The 14,012-nt window shown below is 72.0% G+C and carries 9 protein-coding genes and 1 pseudogene; 3 read left to right on the forward strand and 7 right to left on the reverse strand.

The window, feature by feature from the left end:
• Positions 1–42 precede the first annotated feature (42 nt).
• Positions 43–3,060 (reverse strand): annotated as a pseudogene (locus tag AB0E88_RS11700) (glycoside hydrolase family 3 N-terminal domain-containing protein).
• Between the two features lie 238 nt (positions 3,061–3,298).
• On the opposite strand from AB0E88_RS11700, the gene AB0E88_RS11705 reads away from it, so the two are divergent.
• Together AB0E88_RS11705 and AB0E88_RS11710 are read left to right on the forward strand one after the other, a co-directional pair.
• The gene (locus AB0E88_RS11705; protein WP_361627769.1) at positions 3,299–5,164 is read left to right on the forward strand and encodes a ricin-type beta-trefoil lectin domain protein; all 1,866 of its coding nucleotides are present in this window, start codon (positions 3,299–3,301) and stop codon (positions 5,162–5,164) included.
• Between the two features lie 66 nt (positions 5,165–5,230).
• Positions 5,231–5,827: a GPP34 family phosphoprotein gene (locus AB0E88_RS11710; RefSeq protein WP_361627772.1), complete on the forward strand. Its 597-nt coding sequence runs from the start codon at positions 5,231–5,233 to the stop codon at positions 5,825–5,827.
• Between the two features lie 20 nt (positions 5,828–5,847).
• Here the strand turns inward: AB0E88_RS11710 and AB0E88_RS11715 are convergent, their stop codons facing one another.
• From AB0E88_RS11715 to ureA, 6 genes are all read right to left on the reverse strand, one after another.
• Positions 5,848–6,273, reverse strand: a complete 426-nt coding sequence (locus AB0E88_RS11715) for a VOC family protein (protein WP_361627775.1) — start codon at positions 6,271–6,273, stop codon at positions 5,848–5,850.
• 14 nt (positions 6,274–6,287) lie between these two features.
• Complete coding sequence (gene cimA, locus AB0E88_RS11720; RefSeq protein WP_361627778.1) at positions 6,288–7,898, reverse strand: citramalate synthase; 1,611 nt, start codon at positions 7,896–7,898, stop codon at positions 6,288–6,290.
• 345 nt (positions 7,899–8,243) lie between these two features.
• Complete coding sequence (locus tag AB0E88_RS11725) at positions 8,244–8,852, reverse strand: TetR/AcrR family transcriptional regulator (protein ID WP_361627781.1); 609 nt, start codon at positions 8,850–8,852, stop codon at positions 8,244–8,246.
• 37 nt (positions 8,853–8,889) lie between these two features.
• The gene (locus AB0E88_RS11730; RefSeq protein ID WP_361627784.1) at positions 8,890–9,930 is read right to left on the reverse strand and encodes an agmatine deiminase family protein; all 1,041 of its coding nucleotides are present in this window, start codon (positions 9,928–9,930) and stop codon (positions 8,890–8,892) included.
• 11 nt (positions 9,931–9,941) lie between these two features.
• Positions 9,942–11,654, reverse strand: a complete 1,713-nt coding sequence (locus tag AB0E88_RS11735; RefSeq protein WP_361627787.1) for an urease subunit alpha — start codon at positions 11,652–11,654, stop codon at positions 9,942–9,944.
• Positions 11,651–12,415 carry an urease subunit gamma gene (gene ureA / locus AB0E88_RS11740; RefSeq protein WP_361627790.1) on the reverse strand — a complete coding sequence of 255 codons (765 nt, stop codon included), beginning with the start codon at positions 12,413–12,415 and terminating at the stop codon, positions 11,651–11,653. Before ureA ends, AB0E88_RS11735 begins: the two co-directional genes overlap by 4 nt.
• A gap of 146 nt (positions 12,416–12,561) precedes the next feature.
• On the opposite strand from ureA, the gene AB0E88_RS11745 reads away from it, so the two are divergent.
• Positions 12,562–14,004, forward strand: coding sequence for a cytosine permease (locus AB0E88_RS11745; RefSeq protein WP_361627793.1), 1,443 nt, complete (start codon positions 12,562–12,564; stop codon positions 14,002–14,004).
• Positions 14,005–14,012: the final 8 nt, after the last annotated feature.

Genomic DNA, 14,012 nt, shown 5'->3' on the forward strand with positions numbered 1-14,012 from the left:
GTACCCGAAGCGACCCGCAACGCTCGTCCGCGCTGAGCGGAATCAGGCGGCCCGGTAGGCCGCGGCCAGTTTCTCCACCGCCTGCGCGTACCGCCCGGTCAGCAGCAGGTGGTCCGCCTCGGCGAACGGCCCGGCGACCGCCGGGGTGAGATGCTGCCCCGCCCTGTCCTGGACGATCAGCCGGGCCCGGGCGACCAGCGCGCGGCCGGCGAGGTCCGCGCCCGCCCGTTCGGCGGCCCGGGCGGCGACACCGAGTGCCCGCAGCGCGGCCGCACCGCCCGGCGGGACCTTCGTCAGCGTCGTCAGGCCCCAGCCGTACGGATACTGCGGGTCGTAGGAGCCGTCGCCGACGTTGATCGGCAGCTGCTCCTGCGAACGCGGCCAGGTGACCGGCAGCTGCCCGGTGAACGGCCGCCTGCCGTACAGCACGTCGGCCACACCGTCGCCCTCGGTGCCCGGCAGCCAGGAGGCGACCAGGGCGTCGATCTCGCCCAGCTGGTCACCGATGAGCTGAGGTCGTCCGGAGACGATCAGCACCGCGCACTTCATCGCCGCGCACACCCGGTCGACGGCCGCCCGGTCGGCGGCGCTCAGCTGGAGGCCGTGTCCGTTGCCGACGTCCCCGACGCCCTCGGCGTAGGGGGTCTCGCCGACGACGACCACGCCCACGTCGTAGCCGGCCGTCGGGGCGGAGGCGTCCTTGGACCAGGTGATCGCCGCGCCGGTCTTGCGCATGCCCTGGAGGATGGTGGTGCCCTGGGTGACGGCGCCGGAGGAGCCCTGTCAGGTGATGGTCCAGCCACCGGTCTGGTTGCCGAGGTCGTCGGCGTTCGAGCCGGCGACGTAGACCTTCTGCGTGGGCTTGAGGGGCAGCAGTCCGCCGTCGTTCTTCAGCAGCACCTGCGACTTCGCGGCCGCCTCGCGGGCCACGGCCCGGTGCGCGTCCGAGCCGATTGCGGACGCCCCGCTCGTGTCGGCGTAGGGGTGCTCGAAGAGCCCGAGCCGGAACTTCTCGGTGAGGATGCGGGCGACGGCGTCGTCGATCCGCCGTTCGCTGATCCTGCCCGCCGTCACCTCGGCGACGAGTGCGCCGGTGAAGTCCTTGTAGCCGTACGGCACCATCATCATGTCGACGCCCGCGTTCACCGAGGTGCGGACGTGTGCGGCGTAGTCGCCGGGGAGCTGGTCGATGGCGTTCCAGTCGCTGATGACGAAGCCGTCGAAGCCCATCCGGTCCTTGAGCACGCCGTTGATCATGTCGCCGCGGGCGTGCATCTTCACCGCGCCCTTGCCGTCTCCGACGATGTCGAGGGAGGAGTACGACGGCATGACCGTGCCGATGCCGCGCTGGACAGCCGTCTCGAACGGCGCCAGGTGGATGTCCTTCAGCTGCTGCGGGGTGACGGTGGTGACGCCCTGGTCGATCGTGTAGGTGCCGGTGGTCGAGGAGCCGTAGGCGGTGCCGCCGTCGCCGACGAAGTGCTTGGCGGTGGCGAGCACCTTGTCGTTCCGGCTCAGGTCCCGGCCGTCGGCACGGCCCTGGAGGCCCTGGACGACGGTCTCCATGGACTGCACGAGGGCCGGGTCCTCGCCGAAGGACTCGTAGGAGCGGCCCCAGCGTTCGTCACGGCTGACGCACAGACAGGGCGCGAAGTCCCAGGGGACGCCGGTGGCGCGGACCTCGGCCGCGGTCACGGCGCCCGTCCGCTGGGCGAGCGCGGGGTCACGGGTGGCGCCGATCCCGATGTTGTGCGGCATGATCGTGGCGCCGGTCAGGTTGTTGTGGCCGTGGACGGCGTCGACGCCGTAGATCAGCGGGATCTGGAAGCGGGTGGCCTGGGCCCGCAGCTGGAAGCCGTCGATCATCCGTGCCCAGGCCGCCGGGGTGTTGGGCGTGGGGGTGGAGCCGCCGCCGGAGAGCAGCGAGCCGAGGGCGTAGCCGGCGATGTCGCCCGGGTCGGTCATCGCGCCGCGCTCGGCCTGGGTCATCTGGCCGGCCTTCTCCGCCAGGGACATCCGGGACAGCAGGTCGGCGACGCGCTTGCGCACGGGCAGTTTCGCGTCGAGGTACGGCAGTCCGTGGGCGTCGATGACGATCTGCGGTGTCTCGGCGGGTGCCTTGGCGCCGGTGACCGTGAGCGCGAGCGGGACGGTCTCGGCGGCTTCGGCGCCGTGGTCCTCGCGGGTGGACACCTCGATGGTCCGGGTGGTGCCCGAGGCGGTGCCGGGCGGGAAGGTGAGGGTGCCGGAGACCGGGGTGTAGTCGCGACCGGCGGTGGCGGTGCCGCCCCGGGTCGCGTAGGTGACCGTCACCGGGTCGGTGAGGGGCTTCTCGCCGGTCGTGGCGACGGTGACCTTCACGGACGCGGTGCCGCCCTCCCGGACCGGGTGGACGGCGGCGTCGGTGGTGACGGAGGCGCGCAGCGACTGGTCGGCCTCGCCGTACAGCTCCACGCCGTCCATGGCGAAGGTGCCGCGCACGCCGGTGGGCAGGGTGACGGCGTAGCCCCACATCTGCGTGAGGCCGAGGACGTGGTCGATGCCGCCGACGGGCTGGTAGTCCGTGCGGTACGTGAAGTCGGTGAAGGGCAGCTCGATCCGCTTCCAGCCGGTGAAGTCGTCGGTGAAGGACGTGGTCCACAGTTCGGAGGCCTCGCCGTTCGCCCCGCCGTCCTTGATCTCGAAGGCGGTCTTCTTCCCGGTGCCGTGTCCCTCCCACCACAGGCGGATGCCGCGGTGGGCGGACCAGTCGTGCGGCGAGCCGTTCGCGGCGTAGTCGTGGGTGAAGCCGCCGTAGCCGCTGATGTCGTAGCTGCCCGCGAGGACCTTCTGCCCCTCGGGGGCGTCCGTGCGGGCCGCGAGGCTCAGGGTCGGCGGGTCGTCGGCGTCGCCGCCCCAGGTGAAGAGGCCCTCAGCGGGCTGCTGGGCGAAGGGCACCTCGCCCTCGAAGCGGTCGACCGGGACCGGGGCGGGCTCGGGGGCGTCGGCGGCCCGGGCGGACGTCCAGGGGAGCAGGGCCGCCAGGACGGCGGTGGAGGCGAGCAGGGCGGTTCTTCGCATGGACCTTCCCTCGGCTCTGGAGATACCTCTCAAGGCTTAGTTCAGGGCGTGAGTTAACGGGTCCCGGGCCTCGCCGTCAAGACTTCACACCAGAACTGATACGCAGCCAACTCCTGGCGCGTTCCGAGGCGTTGACGCTTCGAAAACTGAACGCGAAACCCCTTGACGCCCGCGGTCCGCCGTCATTTACTCACGGCTCGCACGCCCCATCCCCCCACCTCCCAGAAGGGCGGCGCACATGAGGAAAGCCCCCACGGCCCTGCGCCTGCTGCTCGCCGGGCTGCTCACCGCGGCCGGTGTCACGGCGGCCACCGTGCCCGCGCAGGCGGCCGGCGAGCCGGTCACGGCCTGGCTGACCACCACCGACGACTCCGGCGGCCGGCACGTCGTACGCGGCCTGGAACCGCAGACGCCGTTCGCCTTCCAGGCCGGCACCGGCGGCAGCGGTGAGAACATCACCGTCGACGAGAACACCCGCTACCAGACCTTCACCGGCGGCGGCGCGTCCTTCACCGACACCGCCGCGTGGCTGATGAACAGCAGCGGGGCGCTGTCCGCGGCCACCCGGGACGCGACGATGCGCAAGCTGTTCTCCCCCACGGACGGCATCGGCCTGTCCTTCCTGCGCAACCCGATGGGCGCCTCGGACCTGGCGCGCTACGGCTACACGTACGACGACGTCCCGGCCGGCCAGACCGACCCCTCCCTCAGCCGCTTCTCGATCGCGCACGATCTCGCCGACGTCGTCCCGCTGACCCGGCAGGCCCTCCAGCTCAACCCGTTGCTCACGGTCATGGCCTCGCCCTGGACGGCCCCGGCGTGGATGAAGGACAGCGGGCAGCTCAACGGCGGCTGGCTGAAGGCGGAGGACTACGGCGCCTACGCCTCCTACTTCGTGAAGTACCTCCAGGCCTACCGCGACCAGGGCGTGCCGGTCTCCTACGTGACGGCGCAGAACGAGCCGACCTGCTGCTCGGGCTACCCGTCGATGAGCTGGAACGCGAGCGGCCTGGCGTACTTCACCAAGAACGAGCTGCTGCCCAGACTCCAGTCGGCCGGACTGGCGACGAAGGTCCTGGCCCACGACTGGAACTGGGACACCTACGACGCCTACGCCGCCCAGACGGTCGACGACGCGGCGGTCCGCACCCACCCGAACTTCGGCGGGATCGCCTGGCACGGCTATGGCGGCGACATCGCGAAGCAGACGGCCGTGCACAACCAGTACCCGCAGCTGGACGCCTTCGGCACCGAGCACTCGGGCGGCACCTGGATCGCGAACCAGCAGCGCGAGGACCTGCTCAACATCGTCGACTACACCCGCAACTGGGCGAAGTCGGTGACGAAGTGGTCGCTGGCGGTGGACCAGAACATGGGCCCGCACAACGGAGGCTGCGGCACCTGCACCGGCCTGGTCACGGTCCACGACGGCGACGCGCGCAGCGGCCAGGTGGACTACACCGTCGAGTACTACGACATGGGGCATCTGACGAAGTTCGTCCGCCCCGGCGCGCAGCGCATCGCCTCCACGGCATCCTCGGCCCTGCCGAACGTGGCCTGGCGCAACCCCGACGGCTCGAAGGCGCTCATCGCCTACAACGACTCCGCCTCCCCCCGCACGGTCACCATCAACTGGGGTTCACAGCACGCCACTTACTCCCTCCCGGGCAAGACCTCGGCGACCTTCACCTGGTCCGGCGCGCAGGGCCAGGGCGGCGACCGCACCGGCGCGTTCGTCGGTCTCGCGGGCAAGTGCCTGGACGTGGCCGGGGGTTCGACCGCCAACGGCACGGCGGTCCAGCTCTACGACTGCAACGGCACCACGGCCCAGCAGTGGACGGTGAGGTCCGACGGCACGGTCCAGGCGCTGGGCAAGTGCCTGGACGTCACCTCCGCCGCGACGACGGACGGCGCCATGGTCCAGCTCTACGACTGCAACGGCACCGGCGCCCAGCAGTGGACGTACAACACCACGACCGGCGACGTGGTGAACGTCCCGGCGAACAAGTGCCTGGACGTCACGGACAACGCCTCGGCGAACGGGACCCGGCTGCAGATCTGGTCCTGCACCGGCGCCGCCAACCAGAAGTGGAGCCTGCGGTAGCGCCACGACACACACCCGCACCCGGGGGATGATGGAGGCAGCCGACGGCGCCGACCTGGAGGTCGTATGAGTACAGCCCGCGATCTGCTGCTCACCGCCGTGGACGTGCCCTCGGGGCGGCCCGTGGCGCAGGGCGATCTGTCGCTCGCGCTGGCCGGGGCCGAGCTGGCCGACCTGATCGCCGACGAGAGCGTCCACCTGGACGACGACCGGATCCTGCCGGGCCTCCGGCGGCCCACGGGTGACCGGCTGCTGGACGAGGCGGCCGCGGCCCTGCGCCAGGACACGCCGTACGAGTCCGTCGAGGACTGGCTGTGGCGCCGGGGACGCGGCCTGGCCGCCGCCTACGCCGCCGAGGCGCAGGCCGAGCGCGGCGGTCGGCACCGCTGGCTGCCGTCGCGGAGCCGCCCCGGTCCCCCGCCGGACTCCCCGGAGCGGCGCCGTGCCGCCGACCGCTGGGCCTTCCGCGAGCCCGTCCTGGCGGCCTTCGCCGCGGCCCTCGGCATCCCCGAGGACGCCGCGGAGGAGGACGTCCCGGACCTGGACGACGCGGTCGTGACCGTCGTCGCCGCCGTCCGCGACGCGCTGACCGAGCTGGCGGCCGTACGCCAGCGCCGCCGTATCGAGGACGACGCCTACGCCAACATCTGGCGCGGCGCCTGACGAGCGGGGCGGGCGGAGGGTCAGGTGACCGGCTGGCCCACGGCCAGCAGGTTGCCCTCGCTGTCCCGGAACCACGCCCCGCGCTCGCCCCGCGCGCCCTTGCTCGGGTAGTTGCCCTCGACCTCGGCGATCCCGTCCCGGGTGTGCAGTCCGGGCGCGTCGACGTCCTCGAAGACGACCCCGCGCCGCCGCAGCGCGGCCACGACCGCCTCGATGTCGTCCACCTCGAACGCCATCTGCGTGAACGTGCCGGGCGCGGACCCGGTCGAGCGGAACACGACGAAGTCCACCCCGCCGCACCGGTACAGCAGCCCGCCGGGCCGCTCGTCCACGGGGCTTAGGCCCAGCTTGTCCGCGTAGAACCGCCGGGCCCGCTCCAGGTCCAGGGCGGGCAGCCGGGTCGCCACGCGCGCCCGGCCCAGAAGGTCACCGTCCGAAGAGGTCATGCCTCCACTGTGGCCTATTCGGCCGGGTGGACGCCCGCCCGCAGCAGCCCGTAGGTGTACGCGTCCTCCAGCGCCTGCCACGACGCCGCGATGACGTTGTCGGCGACGCCCACCGTGGACCACTCGCCGGCGCCGTCGGAGGTGGAGATCAGCACGCGGGTCGTGGACTGCGTGCCGTGCACCCCTTCGAGGATGCGGACCTTGTAGTCGACGAGGTCGAGCTGGGCGAGCTGCGGGTAGATCTTCTCCAGACCCACGCGCAGCGCGCGGTCGAGGGCGTTGACCGGGCCGTTGCCCTCCGCGGTGGAGACGATCCGCTCGCCCTTGGCCCACAGCTTCACGGTGGCCTCGTTGGCGTGGGTTCCGTCGGGCCGGTCCTCGACGATCGCGCGCCAGGACTCGACCTCGAAGTAGCGCAGCGGCCTGCCCTGGACCTCGGCGCGCAGCAGCAGCTCGAAGGACGCGTCGGCGGCTTCGTAGGTGTAGCCCTTGAGCTCGCGCTCCTTGACCCGCTCGACGACCCGCCCGACCAGCTCGCGGTCGCCGCCGAGGTCGATGCCGAGCTCCTTGCCCTTCAGCTCGATGGAGGCGCGGCCGGCCATGTCGGAGACCAGCATCCGCATGGTGTTGCCGACCCGCTCGGGGTCGATGTGCTGGTACAGGTCCGGGTCGACCTTGATCGCGGAGGCGTGCAGTCCGGCCTTGTGCGCGAAGGCGGACACGCCCACGTAGGGCTGGTGCGTGGAGGGGGTGAGGTTCACGACCTCGGCGATGGCGTGGGAGATGCGGGTCATCTCCCGCAGCCGGCCCTCGGGCAGCACCTTCTTGCCGTACTTCAGCTCCAGCGCGGCGACCACCGGGAACAGGTTGGCGTTGCCGACCCGCTCGCCGTAGCCGTTCGCCGTGCACTGCACGTGGGTCGCGCCCCCGTCGACGGCGGCGAGCGTGTTGGCGACCGCGCAGCCGGTGTCGTCCTGGGCGTGGATGCCGAGCCGCGCGCCCGTGTCGGCGATCACGGTGGAGACGACGGCGTTGACCTGCGCGGGCAGCATGCCGCCGTTGGTGTCGCACAGGACGACGACGTCGGCGCCGGCCTCCGAGGCGGCCCGTACGACGGCCTTGGCGTACTCGGGGTTGGCGCGGTAGCCGTCGAAGAAGTGCTCGCAGTCGACGAAGACCCGGCGGCCCTGCGAGCGCAGGTAGGACACGGTGTCGCGGACCATCTCGAGGTTCTCGTCGAGCGTGGTGCGCAGCGCCAGCTCCACATGCCGGTCGTGGGACTTGGCGACCAGGGTGACCACCGGGGCGCCGGACTCCACCAGCGCCCTGACCTGGGGGTCCTCGGCGGCGGTCGTACCGGCGCGACGGGTGGAGCCGAAGGCGACGAGCTGGGCGTGGCGGAAGGTGATCTCCGCCTGGGCGCGGGCGAAGAACTCGGTGTCCCTCGGGTTGGCGCCGGGCCAGCCGCCCTCGATGAAGCCCACGCCGAAGTCGTCCAGGTGCCGTGCGATCGCGAGCTTGTCGGCGACGGTGAGGTTGATGCCCTCGCGCTGGGCGCCGTCCCGCAGGGTGGTGTCGAAGACGTGGAACGAGTCGTCGAGCTCGCTGGTTGCCGTCTCGGTCATGGTCTCAAGGCTCCTGTTGTGGATCTTCGGTCTTACCGGAATGACCGGCTCCACCGTCCCCCCAATGGTCCCTCACGCCTGGCTCCCGGCTGAAGGTGGGCCAGGAAACAGAAAAACCTCTCGCGGGTGCGAGAGGTCTGCGCGCGGGTCGAGGACGACGGTGGCCGCCCGTACCTGGTCGTACGTGGCGGTCACTGCGGACCGGCGCGCCTGCTGCCAATAATCGTGGCGAACGAGAGCACGGGGGCAGTCTGGCACAATCCGCCCGCGTGCTCACCGCCCGTCTCAGGATGCGAGCGCGGCACCGGTCGCCTCTCGCGCGACCGGCTGCGCCCGGTACCCGGATCAGCGCTGCGCGAGCAGCGCGTCGTCGATGAACTCCCGCACATGGGCGAGGGTCTGCGCCCGGTCGGTGCCGCGCAGGCCGATCGCCACATGGATGGAGAAGCCGTCCAGCAGGGCCCGCAGCCGGGAGGCGAAGCGGTCGGGGTCCACGGCACGGAACTCTCCGTGCGAGACGCCCTCGGCGATCAGGGCGACCAGGTCGCGGTGCCAGGCGCCCTCGATGGCCGCCTGCCGGCCCCGGGCCTCGTCGTCCGCGTTCTGCGAGCGGTTCCACACCTCCAGCCACAGCGTCCAGTGCGGGTCGCGGTGACCGTCGGGGACGTACAGGTCGACGTAGGCCGCCAGTCGTTCGCGGGCGGTGCCGCCGCTCGACAGCAGGCGGGCCCGCTCGGCGCCCAGCCGGCCCTCGCTCCACTCCAGGGTCCGCAGCAGCAGTTCGTCCTTGGAGCGGAAGTAGTACAGCAGATGGCCGCTGCTCATGCCGACCTCGCGGCCCAGCCCCGCCATGGTGAGCTTCTCCAGACCGCGCTCGGCGATCATGTCCATGGCGGAGGCGAGGACCTCCTCGCGCGGCGGCGCGTTTCTGCGCGCACGGGCCGCACCGGCCATCTGCTGCTCCTCCTGTGTCGCGGAACGGTGCCGTGGATCAGACCTTCGGCTGCTGCTGGGTGATGCAGTGGATGCCGCCCCCACCCGCGAAGATCGTACGCGCGTCCACCAGGGTCACCGTCCGCTCGGGGAAGAGCTTGCGGAAGATGCCGGCCGCGATCTCGTCACGCGGGTCGTCGAAGCCGCACAGCACGACGCCGCCGTTGCACAGGTAGTGGTTGATGTAGGAGTAGTCGGCCCAGTGGCCGTCGGCCTCCAGCACGGTCGGGGCGGGCACCTCGACCACCTCCAGGGCGCGGCCCCGGGCGTCGGTCTGGGAGCGCAGGAGGGAGATGACCTCCTTGGTGACCTCGAAGTCCGGGTGGGCGGGGTCGGGCTGGTGGTGGGCGACGACGACGCCGGGGCGGGCGAAGGCGGCGACGATGTCGACGTGGCCGAGGGTGCCGAAGCCGTAGGGCGGGTAGTCGCCGGTCAGGCCGCGCGGCAGCCAGATCGCCTTGGTGGTGCCGAGGTGGGCGTGGATCTCCGCCTCGACCTGCTCCTTGGTCCAGTGCGGGTTGCGCTCCGGGCCGAGCTGCACGGTCTCGGTGAGCAGCACGGTGCCCTCGCCGTCGACGTGGATCGCACCGCCCTCGTTGACCAGCCGCGAGGCGTACGTCTTCGCGCCGGCGAGGTCGGAGACGTGGGCGCCGATCTTGGAGTCGTGCTCCCAGCGGGCCCAGTCCTGGGCACCCCAGCCGTTGAACGTCCAGTCCACGGCGGCGAGTTCGCCCCGGCCGTTGGTGAGGAAGGTCGGGCCGATGTCGCGCATCCAGGCGTCGTCGAGTTCACGCTCGACGACCTCGATGCCCTCGCCGAGCAGGGTGGCGGCCTCGGCGGACTGGCCGGGGCCGCAGACCACGGTGACCGGCTCGAAGCGGCGGATCGCGCGGGCGACGGAGGCCCAGGCGATCCTGGACGCGGCGAGGTCCTCGGGGTCGTCGAAGGTGGGGTTGGGGCTCGGCCAGGCCATCCAGGTCCGCTCGTGCGGGGTCCACTCGGCGGGCATCGAGAAGCCGTCGGCAGCGGGGGTGCTCATCCAGGGCGTCCTTAGAGGAAGTAGAGGCGGTTGAGGGAGACGGAGTCGGCCGGCTGCGAGCTGAGCGGCTCGCCGTCGAGGGTGACCAGGCCGGTGCGCTGGTCCACGTCGACCTGTCCGGTACGGGAGTTGAGCCGCAGGTCGGCCGGGCCGATGCCGCGGGTGCCGCGCACGGCGACCCGGCGGCGCCGGGTGGGCATCGTGTCGTTGCCCTGGTCGACGGCGGCCTGGGCGACGAACGCGACGGAGATGTCGGCCGCGGTCGCCCCGAACGCGCCGAACTGCGGCCCCAGCACGAGGGGTTCACAGGTGTCGGTGGCCGCGTTGGGGTCGCCGACGACGCCGTAGGCGGGGAAGCCGGACTTCAGCACGAGCTGCGGCTTGGCGCCGAAGTACTCCGGCCGCCACAGCACGATGTCGGCGAGCTTGCCGGTCTCCAGCGAGCCGACCTCGTGGGCGAGGCCGTGCGCGATGGCCGGGTTGATGGTCAGCTTGGCCATGTAGCGCAGGACGCGCTCGTTGTCGTGGTCGGTGTCCGGACCGCCCAGCTCGGCCTTCATCTTGCCGGCCATGGCGAAGGTGCGGCGCACGGTCTCCCCGGCCCGGCCCATGCCCTGGGCGTCGGAGGAGGTGATGCCGATCGCGCCCAGGTCGTGCAGCACGTCCTCGGCGCCCATGGTGCCGGCGCGGATGCGGTCACGGGCCATGGCGGCGTCGCCGGGCAGGTCGGGCTTGAGGTCGTGGACGGAGACGATCATGCCGTAGTGCTCGGCGACCGCGTCCCGGCCGAAGGGCAGCGTGGGGTTGGTGGACGAGCCGATGACGTTCGGCACCCCGGCCATCTTCAGCACGTTGGGGACGTGTCCGCCGCCGCAGCCCTCGATGTGGAAGGCGTGGATGGTGCGGCCCTCCAGCACCTTCAGGGTGTCCTCCACCGACAGGCACTCGTTGAGGCCGTCGCTGTGCAGGGCGACCTGCACGTCGTGCTCCTCGGCGACCCGCAGCGCGGTGTCCAGGGCACGGGTGTGGGCGCCCATGTCCTCGTGCACCTTGAAACCGGAGGCGCCGCCCTCGGCCAGCGCCTCGATCAGGGGCGCGTCGTGCGAGGACGAACCCCGGCCGAGGAAGCCGATGTTGACCGGCCAGGCGTCGAAGGCGTTGAAGGCGTGGCGCAGCGCCCAGGGCGAGTTGACGCCGACGCCCCAGACGGGGCCGAACTCCTGCCCGATGATCGTGGTCACGCCGGAGGCGAGCGATGCCTCCATGATGCGCGGCGACAGCAGGTGGACGTGGGTGTCGACGGCGCCGGCCGTGGCGATCAGGCCCTCGCCGGACACGATCGACGTGCCCGTGCCGACGACGACGTCGACGCCGTCGAGGGTGTCGGGGTTGCCGGCCCGGCCGATGCCGCAGATCCGGCCCTCGCGGATGCCGATGGACACCTTGCGGATGCCCTGCACGGCGTCGATCACGACGACGTTGCTGATCACGACGTCGCAGGTCTCGCGGACGGCGGCGGCCTTCAGGTGCAGTCCGTCGCGGGCGGTCTTGCCGAAGCCGGCGAGGAACTCGTCGCCGTACTTCTGCGCGTCGGACTCGATCTTGATGGTCAGCCCGCTGTCGCCGAGGCGGACGCGGTCACCGGCGCGGGGGCCGTGGGTGGCCGCGTACTCGTAGGGCGTGAGGTGGCGGGCTTCGGCCGGGTGGCCTCCGGGGCGGCTCATCGCTCGGCCTCCTTCTCCGTGGTGTCCGATACGCCGGTGTCCGATCCGCCGGTGCCGGCTACACCGGTGTCCGATACGCCGGTGCCGGCCACGCCGAGGTAGCCGCAGGCCGCGGCCCGGCGCAGGGCCTCGTCCTTCGCGCCCGGGGCGTCCAGCGGTCCGTCGACCAGACCGGCGAAGCCGATCGCGATCCGCTCGCCGCCGATCGGCACCAGGCCGACCTCGTGCGTCTCGCCCGGTCCGAAGCGCACCGAGGATCCGGCGGGGACGGCGAGCCGCATGCCGTAGGACCGCTCGCGTGCGAAGTCCAGGCGGGGGTTGGCCTCGAAGAAGTGGAAGTGCGAGGTGACCGACACCGGCACGGTCGCGGTGTTGGTGACCGTCAGCCGGACCACCGGTTCGGGGTCGGAGTGCATCGGGCCCGGGAGCAGCGCGCCCGGGGCCTCCTCCCCCAGGCCGCCACCGATGGGGTCGGAGACGACCGCGAGCCGCGAGCCGTCGTCGAAGACGGCCTCGACCATGACCTCGGTGACGACGTCGGCGACGCCCGGCAGGACGTCGTCCGGGCCGAGCACCGAGCGGGCCGCCTCGATGGCCTCGGCGAGCCGCTTGCCGTCGCGTGCGGCCTCGCAGACGGTGTCCGCGATCAGCGCGGTCGCCTCCGGGACGTTCAGCCTGAGCCCGCGGGCCCGGCGGGCACGGGCCAGCTCGGCCGCTCCGAAGAGCAGCAGCCGGTCACGTTCCGTGGGAGTCAGTCTCACCTCGCGGCACCTCCTTGCCTTCCTGGCTTTAGAGCACCACTCTAAACACCAGATTCACGCAACGAAAATATTGACGGGCCACCTTTGCGCACGTCACATTGAACGTCGCTCTAAGTCGTAGGTGGCCGTCGAAGGAGACCCACACCATGCCCATCGAACAGCGCGGAGTCGACACGATCCCCGACGAGGAACGCACCAGCGGACCCCGCGACCTCGTCTCGATCCTCCTCGGCTCCAACCTCTGCCTGGGCGTCATCGTCTTCGGCTGGCTGCCGGCCTCCTTCGGCCTGGACTTCTGGTCCTCGATCACCTCGATCCTCGCGGGCACGGTCGTCGGTACGGCGCTGACGGCGCCGCTGGCGCTGATCTCGCTGCGCACCGCGACCAACCTGTCCACGTCCTCCGGCGCCCAGTTCGGCGTGCGCGGCCGGCTGATCGGCTCGATCGTCGGCCTGCTGCTCGCCCTCGGCTACACGGCCCTGACGGTCTGGGTCGGCGGCGACGTCTCGGTCAGCGTGCTCGGCCGCCTCTTCGGACTCCCGGCCGACGGGATCTCCTACGGCGTGATCTACGCGCTGCTGGCCGGGGCGACCGTGGCGGGCGCCGTGTACGGCTACAAGGTGCTGCTGACCATGTCCCGCGTGCTGGCCATCGGCATGACGGCCCTGCTGGCGCTGGGCGTCTTCGCCTACGCCCCGCACTTCTCCACCGCCGCGCTCCCCCAGGCCGGCGGCTATCTGCTGGGCGGCTACTGGCCGACCTGGCTGCTGTCGGCGGTGGCCGCGGGCCTGTCCGGGCCGATCGCCTTCATCACCCTGCTCGGCGACTACACCCGCTACATCTCCCCCGCCCGCCACACCCCGCGCCGCATCCTGCACGCCACCTGGCTCGGCCTGATCCTCGGCCTGCTGGTGCCGCAGCTCTTCGGCACCTTCACCGCCTACGGCGCCCGGGCCGCGCTCGACTACGCGGGCCCGCTGGTGAACGCCTCCCCCACCTGGTACCTGATCCCGCTGCTGCTGGCCGCCTCCGCCGGCTCGGTCGGCAACGCCGGTCTGATGCTGTACTCGATGGGCCTCGACCTGGACGCGATCCTGCCGCGCGCCTCCCGCGCCCGCGCCACCGCCACCGTCGCGATCGTCGCCACGGCCTGCGTCTTCGTCGGCCACTTCCTGTGGGACGCGCAGGCGGCGATGACGTCGTTCGTGCTGCTGCTCACCGCGCTCGGCACGCCGTGGGCCGTGATCACCCTGATCGGCTTCGCCCGCTGCCGCGGCCGCTACGACGCGGACGCGCTGCAGGTCTTCAACCGCCGCTCGCACGGCGGCGTCTACTGGTACCGGGCCGGCTGGAACGTCCAGGCCGCCCTCTCCTGGGCGGTCGGCGCGTTCGTCGGCCTGCTCGCGGTGTCGCTGCCGGAGTACCAGGGCCCGCTGCTGCGGTTCACCGGCGGTGTGGACTGCAGCTTCCTGCTGTCGGGCCTGGCGGGCGGCGTCGTGTACCTGGCGCTGACGGCCCGGGGCGCGGGCGTGCCGGCCCTCCCGGCCGTCCCCGCGGCACCGGCCGAGAAGGTGACCGCCGGCCACTGACCCCCCGG

The sequence above is a fragment of the Streptomyces sp. NPDC028635 genome (assembly GCF_040637635.1).
In the GTDB taxonomy this organism is placed as follows: domain Bacteria; phylum Actinomycetota; class Actinomycetes; order Streptomycetales; family Streptomycetaceae; genus Streptomyces.